Source organism: Paraburkholderia sp., from assembly GCF_024281035.1.
Classification (GTDB): Bacteria; Pseudomonadota; Gammaproteobacteria; order Burkholderiales; family Burkholderiaceae; genus Paraburkholderia.
This window is the reverse complement of the sequence record NZ_JAMXLH010000075.1, coordinates 1-15,196: the sequence shown is the minus strand read 5'-3', so window position 1 is coordinate 15,196 and position 15,196 is coordinate 1. Positions and strand designations below refer to the sequence as shown.

Annotated in this window: 13 protein-coding genes and 1 pseudogene; 13 read left to right on the top strand and 1 reads right to left on the bottom strand. The window is 61.9% G+C overall.

Features of this window, described 5'->3' with window-relative positions; all coding sequences use genetic code 11:
* Positions 1 to 27 precede the first annotated feature (27 nt).
* From Q0L30_RS23810 to Q0L30_RS23760, 11 genes are all read left to right on the top strand, one after another.
* Entirely contained in the window at positions 28 to 1,167 is a 1,140-nt protein-coding gene (locus Q0L30_RS23810; RefSeq protein WP_296662778.1) for an SLC13 family permease, read from the top strand.
* A gap of 305 nt (positions 1,168 to 1,472) precedes the next feature.
* Positions 1,473 to 2,048 (top strand): ATP synthase subunit I, encoded by a 576-nt coding sequence (locus Q0L30_RS23805; protein ID WP_296662775.1) that lies wholly within the window; start codon positions 1,473 to 1,475, stop codon positions 2,046 to 2,048.
* Positions 2,049 to 2,227: 179 nt separating this feature from the next.
* Positions 2,228 to 3,079, top strand: a complete 852-nt coding sequence (gene atpB / locus Q0L30_RS23800; RefSeq protein WP_296662772.1) for a F0F1 ATP synthase subunit A — start codon at positions 2,228 to 2,230, stop codon at positions 3,077 to 3,079.
* Positions 3,080 to 3,148: 69 nt separating this feature from the next.
* Positions 3,149 to 3,418: a F0F1 ATP synthase subunit C gene (atpE, locus tag Q0L30_RS23795; protein ID WP_028203308.1), complete on the top strand. Its 270-nt coding sequence runs from the start codon at positions 3,149 to 3,151 to the stop codon at positions 3,416 to 3,418.
* 141 nt (positions 3,419 to 3,559) lie between these two features.
* Positions 3,560 to 4,030 carry a F0F1 ATP synthase subunit B gene (locus tag Q0L30_RS23790; RefSeq protein ID WP_293046351.1) on the top strand — a complete coding sequence of 157 codons (471 nt, stop codon included), beginning with the start codon at positions 3,560 to 3,562 and terminating at the stop codon, positions 4,028 to 4,030.
* Between the two features lie 2 nt (positions 4,031 to 4,032).
* Positions 4,033 to 4,572, top strand: coding sequence for a F0F1 ATP synthase subunit delta (locus Q0L30_RS23785; RefSeq protein WP_296662757.1), 540 nt, complete (start codon positions 4,033 to 4,035; stop codon positions 4,570 to 4,572).
* A 54-nt stretch (positions 4,573 to 4,626) separates the two neighbouring features.
* The gene (gene atpA, locus Q0L30_RS23780) at positions 4,627 to 6,168 is read left to right on the top strand and encodes a F0F1 ATP synthase subunit alpha (protein WP_296662754.1); all 1,542 of its coding nucleotides are present in this window, start codon (positions 4,627 to 4,629) and stop codon (positions 6,166 to 6,168) included.
* A 97-nt stretch (positions 6,169 to 6,265) separates the two neighbouring features.
* Entirely contained in the window at positions 6,266 to 7,147 is an 882-nt protein-coding gene (atpG, locus tag Q0L30_RS23775) for a F0F1 ATP synthase subunit gamma (protein ID WP_296662751.1), read from the top strand.
* 89 nt (positions 7,148 to 7,236) lie between these two features.
* On the top strand, positions 7,237 to 8,631 hold the full coding sequence (atpD, locus tag Q0L30_RS23770) for a F0F1 ATP synthase subunit beta (protein ID WP_296662749.1): 1,395 nt from the start codon (positions 7,237 to 7,239) through the stop codon (positions 8,629 to 8,631).
* A gap of 79 nt (positions 8,632 to 8,710) precedes the next feature.
* Positions 8,711 to 9,136, top strand: coding sequence for a F0F1 ATP synthase subunit epsilon (locus Q0L30_RS23765; RefSeq protein ID WP_293034330.1), 426 nt, complete (start codon positions 8,711 to 8,713; stop codon positions 9,134 to 9,136).
* A 341-nt stretch (positions 9,137 to 9,477) separates the two neighbouring features.
* On the top strand, positions 9,478 to 11,229 hold the full coding sequence (locus Q0L30_RS23760) for an AMP-binding protein (RefSeq protein ID WP_296662745.1): 1,752 nt from the start codon (positions 9,478 to 9,480) through the stop codon (positions 11,227 to 11,229).
* Between the two features lie 745 nt (positions 11,230 to 11,974).
* Here Q0L30_RS23760 and Q0L30_RS23755 read toward each other — a convergent pair.
* Complete coding sequence (locus Q0L30_RS23755; RefSeq protein ID WP_296662744.1) at positions 11,975 to 12,790, bottom strand: transporter substrate-binding domain-containing protein; 816 nt, start codon at positions 12,788 to 12,790, stop codon at positions 11,975 to 11,977.
* 210 nt (positions 12,791 to 13,000) lie between these two features.
* On the opposite strand from Q0L30_RS23755, the gene hemE reads away from it, so the two are divergent.
* Together hemE and Q0L30_RS23745 are read left to right on the top strand one after the other, a co-directional pair.
* Positions 13,001 to 14,089, top strand: a complete 1,089-nt coding sequence (gene hemE, locus Q0L30_RS23750) for a uroporphyrinogen decarboxylase (protein ID WP_296662741.1) — start codon at positions 13,001 to 13,003, stop codon at positions 14,087 to 14,089.
* Between the two features lie 457 nt (positions 14,090 to 14,546).
* Positions 14,547 to 15,196, top strand: a pseudogene (locus Q0L30_RS23745) (primosomal protein N'); the annotation flags it as partial.

Sequence of the window (15,196 nt, the reverse complement as noted above, 5' to 3'; positions counted from 1 at the left end):
TTGCCGCGCGCGCAGCCCAACTTCTCTATGCAGCAGATTCAAGCAGCCACGCAGGCTCGCCTGCGCACGCTCCTCAGATTCGTGGCCGGCGAGCCGGTGCTGGCCATCCTCGCCGCAGCACTCGTATTGCTTCAGACTTTCGCACCGCGAGCATGGACTTCGCTGCCCGCGCTCGTCGACTGGCAGACCGTAATGACGCTCGCGGGCCTGCTGATTCTGACGAAAGCAATCGAATGCTCAGGACTGCTGACGTGGCTCGCGCATCGCCTCGTGCGTCACATTCATTCGGAGCGCTCGCTTGCGCTGTCGCTGATTGCGCTGGCCGCCGCGCTCTCGATGTTCGTGACGAACGATGTGGCACTCTTCGTCGTCGTGCCGCTGGTGCTGTCGCTGCACAGGCTCACACCGCTACCGCTCAAGCGGCTCGTGATTGTGGTGGCGCTGGCCGTAAATGCCGGATCGGTGCTGACGCCGCTCGGCAATCCGCAGAACCTGTTTCTCTGGCAACTAAGCGGGGTTGCGTTTGGCCGCTTCGTCGCGGAGCTTGCGCCGCTTTGCGCACTATTGATGACGATGCTGGTCGTGCTGGCCACATGCCTTTTCAAGCCGCGCCCGCTCGATCTCTCGACCGATATGGCTCCCCATCCGGTCGACCGCGCGCTTGCGCTGGTCGCAGCGCTGCTCTTCGTGGCGTTCGTATTGCTCGCGGATGCACATCGCGCAGGGATTGCGCTTGCGGGCGTAGCCGCAGGTTTCTTGATCTGGCGCACACGCATCGTACTGAAGATCGACTGGCTGCTGCTGCTGATTTTCGTGCTGATGTTTATCGTCTTGCGCAGCGCGGCCGCATTGCCCTGGATTCACGACCTTATGGGCGGATTGTCGCTACAGACGCCCTTGCGGTCCTATGTCGCAGGGGCGGTGCTTTCGCAGGTCATCAGCAACGTCCCGGCAGCGATCGTGCTTGCGGGCTTCACCCATGACTGGCGTGCGGTTGCCTTTGGCGTGAGCGTAGGGGGCTTTGGCGTGGCGATCGGCTCGCTCGCAAATCTTATCGCCGTGCGTCTTTCTAATGAGCGGGGCTTATGGCTGCCGTTCCATATCATATCGTTGCCGTTCTGGCTAATAGCCGTTCTGCTTGGCGCGCTGCCTTTGCACTTTCTCTGATTTCGCCCGCCGGGGTCGGCCTGGCAGGCGAAATGTCCACGCTGTTTTTGTGCCCGCGAAAGGGTATTTGTCACTCCTTACAGATGCGCCCGCAGCCTTGTTCAAGAGCCTGTTTTTCGTATCGTGAAGCCCCATTTCACGGGCGTTTCCGAACATCGTAAAGTCTTGAATTGCCTGCAACTATCGCTTACAATCGCCCGGATTTATTTGGTTGGCGACCTGTAAGTGCGTTGTATCAGTGCGTGCTTAAGGGTGAATGGGGTGAGTGTCGCGAATATCCAGGATAACTGCGCGGAATAACTGCGATGGTGGGTCAGAGACCAGGCGAAGCGCCCAAGGCGCATGAAGGGTCCGATGAACCGCAACGCGGGGTCGGACCTTCCGGCAGCGAACAGGGTGCGTCCCGGCTCACTGCCATGCACGAAGATCACAACGCGTTGTGGGACGCCGATCAGCAGCAAGATAACAACGACATCGTTCCGCTTACCCGGGTCGAAGCCGAGAAGCTCTTTGGCCCGCAGGTTCGCCGCCCATCGCGCGTCACGCCGTTTCGTGTCGTGGCAGCGCAAATGGTTTTGTCCCTGGTCGCAACGCTGGCGTGGTGGCTGTTCTACAAGCCGCCCGGCGCAGCTGCGTTGTCAGCGTTCCTGGGGGGAGCGATCTGCTGGTTGCCGGGTGCGCTGTTCGCAGCGCGCCTGAAGCATCTCGGCGGCGTCGGCACCGTGATGAACTGGATGCTCGGCGAAGCATTCAAGATGGGGGCGACGATTGCGATGTTCGTTGCTATCGCGGTCTGGTATCACGAAGTGCGGTGGATTCCGCTGCTCGTTACTTACCTGATCGCACTCAAGACTTACTGGATCGCGCTTGCATGGCGCTGACCTGTCGCTAACTGTCGTTCAAACTGCGGCGCCGCACTGCGGGCGCCGGTTGAACGAAGCGGCAAGTGAACAGCTGACGTGCGGGTTCGATGCGATCCGCGGCGGCGCATTCCCGCGAAGAGGTACGGCGGCGGGAATGGCCGGAAACGATTTTCGACAATTTGGGTGTCTTTAACGATATGGCAGCTAGCGAAGGAACGCGCGCTCTGGATCCGTCCGAGTACATTGCGCACCACTTGCAGAACTTTTCCACCTCGCATCAGACGTCGATCGTCGATTTTCACATCCTGAATATCGACACGCTGTTCTGGTCGATTCTCTGCGGTCTCGCCACCATCTTCCTGCTGCGCCTCGCCGCACGCAAGGCAACGTCGGGCGTCCCCGGCCGCTTCCAGTGCGCCATCGAGATGCTGGTCGAAATGGTCGAAGACCAGTCGAAGGCCATCGTCCACGGCAACCGCGCCTTCATCGCACCGCTCGCGCTGACCGTGTTCGTCTGGGTCGCGCTGATGAACTCGCTCGACTTCATCCCCGTCGACCTCCCGACCCGCGTGATCGGCTGGCTCGGCCTCTCGGAAGTGCTCCCGCACCAGCGCATCGTCCCGACCGCCGACCTTAACGGCACGTTCGGCATCGCGCTCGGCGTGTTCGCACTGATGATCTATTACAACCTCAAGATCAAGGGCGCAGGCGGCTTCGTGCACGAGCTGCTCTCCGCTCCGTTCGGCGCGCATCCGCTGCTGTGGATCCCGAACCTCGCACTCAACATCATCGAGTTCGTCGCAAAGACGGTTTCGCTCGCCCTGCGGTTGTTCGGCAACATGTATGCAGGCGAACTGCTGTTCCTGCTGATCGCCCTGCTGGGCAGTCTGTGGAGCTTCGGCGCGGACACGACGGTGCTTGGCTTCATCGGCCATGTGATTGCCGGCAGCGTGTGGGCGGTCTTCCACATCCTGATCGTTCTGCTGCAGGCGTTCATTTTCATGATGCTGACGCTGGTGTACATCGGCCAGGCACACGACACCCACTAAGGCGGGTTGTCGGACTCAAGAATTGCAGTTTTAAATCCCAGTTCCAGAAAATCTCATAAAGGAGTGATCATGCAAGCTTTCATCGCCAACATCCAGGGTTTCACGGCCATCGGTATCGGCATCATCATTGGCCTGGGTGCTATTGGCGCCTGTATCGGTATCGGCCTGATGGGTGGCAAGTACATCGAAGCCTGCGCGCGTCAGCCTGAGCTGATGAACCCGCTGCAAACGAAGATGTTCCTGCTGGCCGGTCTGATCGACGCGGCGTTCCTGATTGGCGTGGGTGTTGCAATGCTGTTCGCGTTCGCTAACCCGCTGCTCTCGAAGCTCGCGGGCTAAGTTCCCTGGAAGGTTGCGCCTGACCTATAACCATAGAGCGGGCGCATAGCGGAACGGGTGACGAGGCGCTGATCGAGTTTCACAACCGATGAGCGCCTTGCCGTTTCAATTCCCCGGAATAGCAACGATTAAGGAAACACCGTGAATCTCAACGCAACCCTGTTTGCGCAAATGGTCGTGTTCCTGATCCTCGCGTGGTTCACGATGAAGTTCGTGTGGCCGCCGTTGATCAACGCCCTCGACGAGCGCTCGAAGAAGATCGCCGACGGCCTCGCAGCCGCCGAAAAGGGCAAGACGGAACTCGAAGCTGCGCACAAGCGCGTCGGTGAAGAACTGGCGCAGGCCCGCAATGAGGGTCAGCACCGTATCGCCGACGCCGAAAAGCGCGCGCAGACCGTCGCTGAAGAAATCAAGGCTCAGGCCCACGCGGAAGCGGCGCGTATCGTCGCCCAGGCGAAAGCCGACGCTGACCAGCAAGTCGTCAAGGCGCGTGAAGCACTGCGCGCGCAAGTCGCCGCACTCGCTGTCCAGGGCGCCGAGCAGATCCTGAAGCGCGAAGTCGACCAGTCGGCCCACGCCGAACTGCTGAATCAACTGAAAGCCGAGCTCTGATCATGGCCGAACTTGCAACCATCGCCCGCCCGTACGCAGAAGCGCTGTTTGGCGTGGCCGAAGCTGGTGACGTCGCCGCCTGGTCCACGCTCGTCGCGGAGCTGGCGCAGGTTGCGGCCTTGCCCGACGTGCTGTCGATCGCCTCGAGCCCGAAAGTGAGCCACGCACAGGTCGTCGACCTGCTGCTGTCGGCGGTGCAGTCGCCGCTGAAGAGCAGCGCCGAGGCCAAAAACCTCGTGCAGATGCTGGTCGCGAACCGTCGCCTCGAACTGCTGCCGGAAGTCGCCGAGCAATTCGAAGCGCTCAAGAACGCAAAAGAAGGCGCAGCCGATGCGCTGATCGTCAGCGCGTTCCCGCTCGAAGGCGCCCAGTTGAACGACCTCGTCGCCAGCCTCGAACACAAGTTCAAACGCAAGCTGAAGCCCACCGTCGAAGTCGACAATACGTTGATCGGCGGCGTGCGCGTCACGGTCGGCGACGAAGTGCTCGATACCTCGGTCCGCGCGCGGCTCGCCAGCATGCAGGTGGCTTTGACCGCTTGAGCGCCTTCGGCGCTGCGGCTGGCACGCAACAGAATTGAACATCAGGAGCGAATAATGCAACTCAATCCCTCTGAGATCAGCGAGCTGATCAAGAGCCGGATCCAGGGCCTTGAAGCGAGCGCAGACGTTCGCAACCAGGGCACCGTGATCTCCGTGACCGACGGTATCGTGCGTATCCACGGCCTGTCGGACGTGATGCAGGGCGAAATGCTCGAATTCCCGGGCAACACCTTCGGCCTCGCGCTGAACCTCGAGCGCGACTCGGTCGGCGCGGTGATTCTGGGTGAATACGAGCACATCTCGGAAGGCGACATCGTCAAGACGACGGGCCGCATTCTCGAAGTTCCGGTCGGCCCGGAACTGGTCGGCCGCGTGGTCGACGCGCTCGGCAACCCGATCGACGGCAAGGGCCCGATCAACGCCAAGCTGACGGACGCAATCGAAAAGATCGCCCCGGGCGTGATCTGGCGTAAGTCGGTGTCGCAGCCGGTGCAAACCGGTCTGAAGTCGATCGACTCGATGGTGCCGATCGGCCGCGGCCAGCGCGAGCTGATCATCGGCGACCGTCAGTGCGGCAAGACCGCGGTGGCCGTCGACGCGATCATCAACCAGAAGGGCAAGGATCTCATCTGTATCTACGTCGCGATCGGCCAGAAGGCTTCGTCGATCCAGAACGTGGTGCGCAAGCTCGAAGAAACGGGCGCGATGGAGTACACCATCGTCGTCGCCGCCTCGGCTTCGGAATCGGCCGCCATGCAGTACCTGGCACCGTACGCCGGCTGCACGATGGGCGAATACTTCCGCGATCGCGGCCAGGACGCGCTGATCATTTATGACGACTTGACCAAGCAAGCCTGGGCCTATCGTCAGATCTCGCTGCTGCTGCGCCGTCCGCCGGGCCGCGAAGCGTATCCGGGCGACGTGTTCTATCTGCACTCGCGTCTGCTCGAGCGTGCTGCTCGCGTCTCGGAAGAGTACGTCGAGAAGTTCACGAACGGCGAAGTGAAGGGCAAGAGCGGCTCGCTGACGGCACTGCCGGTCATCGAAACGCAAGCGGGCGACGTGACGGCATTCGTGCCGACGAACGTGATCTCGATTACCGACGGCCAGATCTTCCTGGAAACCGACCTCTTCAACGCGGGTATCCGTCCGGCCATTAACGCCGGCGTGTCGGTGTCGCGTGTGGGTGGCGCGGCACAGACCAAGATCGTGAAGAAGCTGTCGGGCGGTATCCGTACCGACCTCGCACAGTACCGTGAACTGGCAGCGTTCGCACAGTTCGCATCGGACCTCGACGAAGCGACCCGCAAGCAGCTCGAGCGCGGCCGCCGCGTGACCGAACTGCTCAAGCAGCCGCAATATCAGCCGCTGCAGGTGTGGGAACTGGCTGTTTCGCTCTTCGCAGCGAACAACGGTTACCTCGACGACCTCGACGTGAAGGACGTCCTGTCGTTCGAGAAGGGTCTGCGCGAATACCTGAAGACGAGCCATGCGGACCTCGTGAAGCGTATCGAGGACACCAAGGACCTGTCGAAGGACGACGAGAACGCGCTTCACGCGGCTCTGAAGGACTTCAAGAAGTCCGGCGCATATTGATCCGTCCGGGAATCATCCAACGATAAACGGACATTGAAGCGAAGCGGGTTGCACGGGTTGTCGTGACATCCGCGTCGCTTCGATTCAGGAGCAAGCAATGGCTGGAATGAAGGAAATTCGCGGCAAGATCAAGAGCGTGCAAAACACGCGCAAGATCACCAAGGCGATGGAAATGGTCGCGGCATCGAAGATGCGCCGTGCCCAGGAGCGCATGCGCTCGGCCCGCCCGTATGCCGACAAGGTCCGCGACATCGCTGCGCACATGAGCCGTGCGAACCCCGAGTATCGTCATCCGTTCATGACGGAAAACGCCGATGCGAAGGTGGCCGGCCTGATTCTCGTCACGACCGACAAGGGTCTGTGCGGCGGCATGAACACCAACGTGCTGCGCGCGACGCTGCAGAAGTTCAAGGACCTGGAAGCCGCCGGCAAGTCGGTCGAAGCGACCGCAATCGGCAGCAAGGGTCTCGGCTTCCTGAACCGTCTGCGTGCGAAGGTTGTCTCGAACGTCGTGCAGCTCGGCGACACGCCGCATCTCGAGAGGCTGATCGGCGCGGTGAAGGTGCAGCTCGACCAGTACTCGGAAGGCAAGATCTCCGCCGTGTACCTCGCGTACACGCGCTTCATCAACACGATGAAGCAGGAGCCGGTGATCGAGCAGCTGCTGCCGCTGTCGAACGAGCGCCTCGAGGGCAATGACGACGGCACGACGCCGAAGTCCGCGTGGGATTACATCTACGAGCCGGATGCGCAGACCGTCGTGGACGAACTGCTGGTCCGCTATGTCGAAGCGCTGGTCTATCAGGCCGTCGCCGAGAACATGGCTTCGGAGCAGTCGGCACGGATGGTCGCGATGAAGGCGGCGTCGGACAACGCGAAGACGGTCATCAACGAACTGCAGCTCTCGTACAACAAGAGCCGCCAGGCCGCGATTACGAAGGAACTTTCGGAAATCGTCGGCGGTGCAGCAGCGGTCTGACCGGGCGCAGGGTGCAAGCGCCGAACGCGAAACCGCGCCGCCGTGCATCGGTGGGCGAATGAAGAATTCAGGTATCTAAAGGAAAATCGATGAGTACAACTGCTTTGGTAGAAGGCAAGATCGTACAGTGCATCGGCGCGGTGATCGACGTGGAATTCCCGCGTGAGACCATGCCGAAGATCTACGACGCGCTGATCCTCGAAGGGTCGGAGCTGACGCTCGAAGTGCAGCAGCAGCTGGGCGACGGCGTCGTGCGCACCATCTGTCTGGGCGCGTCGGACGGTCTGCGTCGCGGCCTGATGGTCCAGAACACGGGCAAGCCGATCAGCGTGCCGGTCGGCAAGCCGACCCTCGGCCGCATCATGGACGTGCTCGGCCGTCCGATCGACGAAGCCGGACCGATCGTCAGCGAAACGAAGCGCTCGATCCACCAGAAGGCTCCGGCGTTCGACGAACTGTCGCCGTCGACGGAACTGCTCGAAACCGGCATCAAGGTTATCGACCTGATCTGCCCGTTCGCCAAGGGCGGCAAGGTGGGTCTGTTCGGTGGCGCCGGCGTCGGCAAGACCGTCAACATGATGGAGCTGATCAACAACATCGCGAAGGAGCACGGCGGTTTCTCCGTGTTCGCGGGCGTGGGCGAGCGTACCCGTGAGGGCAACGACTTCTACCACGAAATGAAGGACTCGAACGTTCTCGACAAGGTCGCGCTGGTGTACGGCCAGATGAACGAGCCGCCGGGCAACCGTCTGCGCGTCGCGCTGACCGGCCTGACGATGGCCGAGCACTTCCGTGACGAAGGCCTCGACGTGCTGTTCTTCGTCGACAACATCTACCGTTTCACGCTGGCCGGTACCGAAGTGTCCGCACTGCTCGGCCGTATGCCGTCGGCCGTGGGCTATCAGCCGACGCTGGCTGAAGAAATGGGCAAGCTGCAAGAGCGCATCACGTCGACCAAGACCGGCTCGATCACGTCGGTTCAGGCCGTGTACGTTCCTGCGGACGACTTGACCGACCCGTCGCCGGCTACGACCTTCGGCCACCTTGACGCAACCGTCGTGCTGTCGCGTGACATCGCCTCGCTGGGTATCTACCCGGCAGTCGACCCGCTCGACTCGACCTCGCGCCAGATCGACCCGAACGTGATCGGCGAAGAGCACTACACGATCACGCGTAGCGTTCAGCAAACGCTGCAGCGCTACAAGGAACTGCGCGACATTATCGCGATTCTGGGCATGGACGAACTGTCGCCGGAAGACAAGCTGAGCGTTGCTCGTGCGCGTAAGATCCAGCGTTTCCTGTCGCAGCCGTTCCACGTCGCTGAAGTGTTCACGGGTTCGCCGGGCAAGTACGTGCCGCTGAAGGAAACGATCCGTGGCTTCAAGATGATCGTCGACGGCGAGTGCGATCACCTGCCGGAGCAGGCGTTCTACATGGTCGGCTCGATCGACGAAGCCTTCGAAAAGGCCAAGAAGATCCAGTAAAGGTTGAGTCGCTGGCAAAGAGGCGCGGCGCTTCGTTTCGAAGCGCCGTGCCGCCGCAACGACACAGGAGTCGACACAAATGGCAGCAACCATCAAGGTAGACGTCGTCAGCGCCGAAGAGAGCATCTTCGCGGGCCAGGCGAAGTTCGTCGCGCTTCCGGGCGAGGCGGGCGAGCTGGGCATCCTGCCGGGTCACACGCCGCTCATCACGCGGATTCGTCCGGGTGCCGTGCGCATCGTCGGCGAAGACGGCGATGAAGAGTTCGTGTTCGTGGCTGGCGGCATTCTCGAAGTACAGCCGGGCGCCGTGACGGTGCTCGCCGACACCGCGATTCGCGGCAAGGACCTCGACGAAGCGAAGGCCGCCGAAGCGCGCAAGCGCGCCGAAGAGGCGCTGCAGAACGCCGGTTCGAACATCGAGTACGCAACGGCGCAGGCGGAACTCGCCTACGCGGTCGCGCAACTCGCTGCGATCCAGCGCCTGCGCAAGATGAACCAGCATTGATCTGGTGCGTATGCGGCGCTCGCGCGCCGCGGTACGCGAAGGGAAATGGGCTCCTCAGGGAGCCCATTTTTTTTGCCTCCGTTTTTCTCCGTCTTTTACTCATTCTCGGCGCGATGCCTCGCCGGCCGACGATCCCCAAAAAAATCGCGCAAACCACTTGACGTTAACGGAAGCGTGATGCGAAATCGAGTCTTTGTGTCTCGAGCGGGCGCCGATTCAGCGCGCAACCGCAGCCCATGCACCACGGGTAAAACTTGATGCTGCCGCGCTTTTCGACGGTGGCAAAATGATTTTTCAACCCTGTTCAATCGGGAGAAGGACGCCCGAGGGAGGCAGTCACCATGGCAGTCGACGCAGCAGCCGCGCGCGAAGCGCTCATCGTGCCGAAGGACGGGCTTTCTTACGTGCGCGGCACGGCCGACACGCCACTGAGCGAAGCGACCATCGGCGCATTCCTGCAGGAAACCGCACAACGCTTCCCGGAGCGTGCGGCGGTGGTGTTCCGCGAGCAGGGGATCGACTGGAACTGGCGCGAGTTTGCCGCAGAAGTCGACGTGGTTGCCGCCGGTTTTCTCGCGCTCGGGGTCGGCCCGGGCGACCGCGTCGGCATCTGGTCGCCGAACCGTGTCGAGTGGCTGCTCACGCAGTTCGCGACGGCGCGCATCGGCGCCGTGCTGGTCAACATCAATCCCGCCTACCGTCTCGCCGAACTCGAATATGCGCTGAACAAGGTCGGCTGCAAGGCGATTGTCGCGGCCGAGCGCTTCAAGACCTCGCAATATCTCGACATGCTGCAAACGCTCGCGCCCGAACTGGCGAGCGCCACGCCAGGCGATCTGCATGCCGCGCGCCTGCCGGATCTGCGCGCCGTGATCCGCATGTGCGACACGGACACGCCCGGTATGCTGAATTTCAGCGAACTGGTCGAGTCGGGCCGCGCGCGGCTCGCGCGTATCGACAAGACGGGCAAGGCGGAACTGGATGCGATCGACGCGACGCTTCAGGCAGGCGACCCAATCAACATTCAGTTCACCAGCGGCACGACCGGCAACCCGAAGGGCGCGACGCTCACGCACCGCAACGTCGTCAATAACGGGCGCTTCATCGCGATGGCGATGAAGCTGACCGAAGCGGACTCGCTTTGCATCCCCGTGCCGCTATATCACTGCTTCGGCATGGTGCTCGCGGTGCTCGCGTGCGTGTCGGTGGGCGCGGCCATGGTGTTTCCGGGCGAGGCGTTCGACCCGCGCGCGACACTCGAAGCGGTCGCGGATGAGGGTTGCACCGCGCTGCACGGCGTGCCGACGATGTTCATCGCCGAACTCGATCATCCCGACTTCGCGCGCTTCGATCTCTCGCGCCTGCGCACCGGCATCATGGCGGGCTCGCCGTGTCCGATCGAGACGATGAAGCGCGTGGTCTCGAAGATGCATCTCGCCGAAATCACCATCGCGTACGGCATGACGGAGACGAGCCCCGTATCGTTCCAGAGTTCGACCATCGATCCGCTCGACAAGCGCACGACCACGGTCGGGCGTATTCAGCCGCATCTGGAGGTGAAGATCGTCGATGAACGCGGCGACGTCGTGCCGGTCGGCGCAACCGGCGAACTGTGCACGAAGGGCTACTCGGTGATGCTCGGCTACTGGGGCGACGAGGCGAAAACGGCGGAAGCGGTCGTGGACGGCTGGATGCACACCGGCGATCTCGCGACGATCGACGCCGACGGCTACTGCAATATCGTCGGCCGCCTCAAGGACATGCTGATTCGCGGCGGCGAAAACATCTACCCGCGCGAAATCGAGGAATTCCTGTTCCGGCATCCGAAGGTGCAGAGCGTGCAGGTGTTCGGCGTACCCGATCCGAAATACGGCGAAGAGGTGTGCGCGTGGATCGTGCTGCGCCCGGGCGAGCAGTCGAGCGCGGAAGAGATTCAGGCGTTCTGCCAGGGGCAGATTGCGCACTACAAGATTCCGAAGTACATCCGCTTTGTCGACGAGCTGCCAATGACCGTCACGGGCAAGGTGCAAAAGTTCGTGATGCGGGCACGCATGATCGACGAACTGAAGATCGAAGCGCAGAAGACAGCGTGATTACGGCAGCCCGCGTGCGACGTGCGAATGCTTCGCGGGCTGTTTGAAAGGATGTTTTGGAAAACGAAGGAAGGCGAAATTACGAAGCAGATGGGAAGGAATCGGATCGGAAATCCTGAAACATTCCGGAATATCGCCAAAACCTGAAACGTACAGGCGAAAAAAAAGCGGGCCTGGAGCCCGCTAAAAACCACACGCTACGGGGTTAGCGCGAGGAGACCAAACGAGGAGCCGACGTTAGATCGTGCAGAACACGCCGGTTACGGCTCCAACAAGGATGCCCCCTTCAAAGGGCTTCGGCATCATGCCGACCGGCTGGTGGTTCATGTCCGCTCATACCGACACCGGACCACATCCGTGTTGAAACCGTTGAGGGCATTGTGGTCGAATTAATGAACGTTCGCGGTAACAAAGTGTTTCAGGTTGTAACGCCCGCCAGATAAGGCTTTGCGGGATTTTTTGCTTTCGCGAAGCCATCTGAAAAGTCATTTTTACCGATATTTTTATCGCTGCGGTTATCGGTGCATTTATTGCCGGGAAATTAGTCTGATGAGCGATCGAACCGGGTAATGCCGGGCGCATGCGTGAACGCCCACAGTGCCGATATTGCAGGCTATTCGTCGGTTAAAGAATACATGCCGTGTGCGTTCTATTCGGCCATGCGCAGTTTCAACCGGTTTCATTCCTTGCCTGAATGAGTGCGCGCGGCGCCTGTAATGAACGCCGCGCGATTTTGTGCGCCGGCTCACTTAAGCCACTTATCCGAAATCGCCTGGTATTCGCCGCTCGCCTTGAGCAGATGCAGCCACTGATCGACATATTGCTGGAATACGACGTCGCCGCGCGGCACCATCCACGCCTTTTCGCCGTACTGAAACGGCGTGTCCGGATGCACGGAGCACAGGCCCGGATTCAGCTTTTGCTGAAGCAGCGTCTCTGACGCATCGGTGACCATCACGTCCGCCTTGCCTTCGAGGATCTGTCTGAAGATCGTCACGTTGTCCGGGTACACGGTGAGATTCGCGTGCGGAAAAAACTGCCGTGCAAAACGTTCGTTCGTGCCGCCCGGATTCACGATCACGCGCGTCGAAGGCTGGTCGATCTGCGCAACGGTCTGAAATCTGCCGACATCGGCGCAACGTACGATCGGCGTCTTGCCGTCCACCTGATATGCGTCGGTGAAGAACGCGCGCTTCTGGCGTTCGAGCAACGTCGATACGCCGCCCACGGCCACGTCGCATTTCGCGAGGAAGTCGGTCATCAGATTCGACCACGTCGTCTTCACGAATTCCGCCTTCACGCCGAGCGATTTCGCGAGCGACCCGGTCATGTCGATATCGATGCCTTCGAACGTGCCGTCGGGGCGATAGAACGAATAGGGTTTGTAGTCGCCGGTCGTGCAGGCGCGCAGCGTGCCGCGCGCGATCACTTCATCGAGCCGCGACGGTGCGGCGGCGCTCTGCGCGAACGCGGGTTGTGCGAGCGCGAGCACGGCGGCAGTCACGGCGATGGCATGTACGGCGGCGAGTGCGATGACGCGACAGATGGCCGCTTTCTTCATGGTGTCTTCCCCCGATTGCAGATGCTTCGATATACGCATTCCGAAAGGCGGTTGATGATAGCCCGCCTCCGGAAGACAGTTAAGCCGCGGTTTATCCGTTGGTAGAAGCGTCGTTATGCCATTCATGAACGCCGGTGGAGCGGCACGCGCATCCGGTAAAATGCCCCACTGATCCTGAAAACTCTGAAGCGCTTTTCGGCGCATCCGCTCGTGGCTAATACACTTCTGAACGATACATTTTTGCGCGCGCTGCTGCGTCAGCCCACCGAATACACGCCGATCTGGCTGATGCGCCAGGCAGGCCGTTATCTGCCGGAATACAACGCCACGCGCACCCGTGCGGGCAGCTTCCTCGGCCTCGCGAAAAACCCGGATTACGCAACCGAAGTGACGCTGCAGCCGATCGACCGCTATCCGCTCGACGCCGCCATCCTGTTCTCGGACATCCTCACGATTCCCGATGCGATGGGCCTCGGCCTCTCGTTCCAGGCGGGCGAGGGCCCGAAGTTCGCCCATCCGGTGCGCACCGAAGCCGACGTCGCGAAGCTCGCCGTGCCGGATATCGGCGAGACGCTGGGCTACGTCACCGACGCCGTCACTGAAATCCGCCGTGCGCTCACGGACGCGCAGGGCCGTCAGCGCGTGCCGCTGATCGGCTTTTCGGGCAGCCCGTGGACGCTCGCGTGCTACATGGTCGAAGGTGGCGGCTCGGACGACTTCCGCACGGTGAAGTCGATGCTGTACGCGCGCCCGGATCTGATGGAGCGCATTCTCGACGTCAACGCGAAGACCGTCGCCGCGTATCTGAACGCGCAGATCGAAGCGGGCGCGCAAGCCGTCATGATTTTCGATACCTGGGGCGGCGTGCTGGCGGACGGCGCCTATCAGCGTTTCTCGCTGCGTTACATCGAGCAGGTCGTCGCGGGGCTCAAGCGCGAGCACGACGGCCGGCGCGTGCCGGTCATCACGTTCACGAAGGGCGGCGGCCTCTGGCTCGACGAGATCGCTTCGACGGGCGTGGATGCGGTCGGCCTCGACTGGACGGTGAACATCGGGCGTGCACGCGAGCGCGTGGGCGACCGTGTGGCGTTGCAGGGCAATCTGGATCCGAACGTGCTGTTCGCTTCGCCCGCGGCGATTCGTGCCGAAGCGCGTGCGGTGCTCGACAATTTCGGTGCGCATCCGGGGCACGTATTCAACCTGGGCCACGGCATCTCGCAGTTCACGCCGCCTGAAAGCGTCGCGGAACTGGTCGACGAAGTCCATAGCCATAGCCGGTCGATTCTCGCTAGCGCTTGAGGACGGATTCGACGCCGGATTCGACATCGGGTTTGACGGCAGTTTTGTTGCAGTGCGCCAGGCCGGATTCACTGGGCCTGTGGAGCGGGTGCGCAGGAGCGCCCATCCACAGGCCCTTCCGGTAATGTCAAGACTTGACTTATTCACACTTTCCTCGTTGCGCCGCGCAAGAGGGAAAAATTGCCGCGGCAGCACATCGTGGTTCGCGAACGATGAATCGGACCCTTGACAGACAAGGCTTTCGGCGCTCCGTGGCGTTTTGTGCGCTGTCCCACAGGATGGCCATGCAACGGCGCTTGAAGCTGCCCGCCAGAAAGTTCTTAACAAAGTTATCCACAGGCACGAGGACAGGGCCACGTTTGTTCTGCGGAATCCAAAACTTAGCGCGGAATATAAAGTTTTACTTTAAGTCGGACGATGGGTGTGCTGGCGCACAGACGCGAACCAGGAGAAACCCTTGACGGCCGGGTTCGTGCGCGTGGCGCTCGATCATCCGCTATCTGCGCTTTACGACTACCGCTACCCGGCCAGCGCGCCTGCCCCGACGCCCGGCATGCTCGTGCGCGTGCCGTTTGGCCGGCGCGACGTCGTCGGTCTCGTTTGCGAAGTGAGCGCTAACAGCGACGTTCCGGCCGACAAGCTCCGCGACGTGAGCGCCGTATGTGCGGCGTGCCCGCCGCTCAACCCGCAGTGGCTTTCGCTCGCCGCCTTTGCCGCCGAGTACTATCAGCGTGGTTTGGGCGAAGTGGCGCTGCCCGCGCTGCCGCAGGCGCTGCGCGATCCGTCGCGCTGGGACCGCCTGCTCGCGCCCGAGGAGCGCTACCGTCTGCTGCCCGCGGGGCGCGCGGCGCTGCCCGAAGCCCTGCCCGCGCGCGCGCAGGCGCTGCGCAGGCTCGCCCAGGCGCTCGCGGAAACAGGCGCGCTCGACCTCGCCGACGCCCGAGCGCTTCACCCGAAAGCGGTTCCCACCCTGGAAAGCTGGCGTGAGGCGGGCTGGGTCGAATATGAGCGCGTCGAGTTCGGCTCGGCGCCCGGCGCCGCAGAGTCCAACGACGAGACCAACGACGAGACCAACGACGAGACCAACGACGAGACCAACGACGAGAC

Bases quoted from the DNA above. Each gene is read 5' to 3' on its own strand.
- Q0L30_RS23810 (WP_296662778.1), top strand. From the start codon at position 28: ATGCAGCAGATTCAAGCAGCCACGCAGGCTCGCCTGCGCACGCTCCTC.
- Q0L30_RS23805 (WP_296662775.1), top strand. From the start codon at position 1,473: ATGGTGGGTCAGAGACCAGGCGAAGCGCCCAAGGCGCATGAAGGGTCC.
- atpB (WP_296662772.1), top strand. From the start codon at position 2,228: ATGGCAGCTAGCGAAGGAACGCGCGCTCTGGATCCGTCCGAGTACATT.
- atpE (WP_028203308.1), top strand. From the start codon at position 3,149: ATGCAAGCTTTCATCGCCAACATCCAGGGTTTCACGGCCATCGGTATC.
- Q0L30_RS23785 (WP_296662757.1), top strand. From the start codon at position 4,033: ATGGCCGAACTTGCAACCATCGCCCGCCCGTACGCAGAAGCGCTGTTT.
- atpA (WP_296662754.1), top strand. From the start codon at position 4,627: ATGCAACTCAATCCCTCTGAGATCAGCGAGCTGATCAAGAGCCGGATC.
- atpG (WP_296662751.1), top strand. From the start codon at position 6,266: ATGGCTGGAATGAAGGAAATTCGCGGCAAGATCAAGAGCGTGCAAAAC.
- atpD (WP_296662749.1), top strand. From the start codon at position 7,237: ATGAGTACAACTGCTTTGGTAGAAGGCAAGATCGTACAGTGCATCGGC.
- Q0L30_RS23765 (WP_293034330.1), top strand. From the start codon at position 8,711: ATGGCAGCAACCATCAAGGTAGACGTCGTCAGCGCCGAAGAGAGCATC.
- Q0L30_RS23760 (WP_296662745.1), top strand. From the start codon at position 9,478: ATGGCAGTCGACGCAGCAGCCGCGCGCGAAGCGCTCATCGTGCCGAAG.
- Q0L30_RS23755 (WP_296662744.1), bottom strand. From the start codon at position 12,790: ATGAAGAAAGCGGCCATCTGTCGCGTCATCGCACTCGCCGCCGTACAT.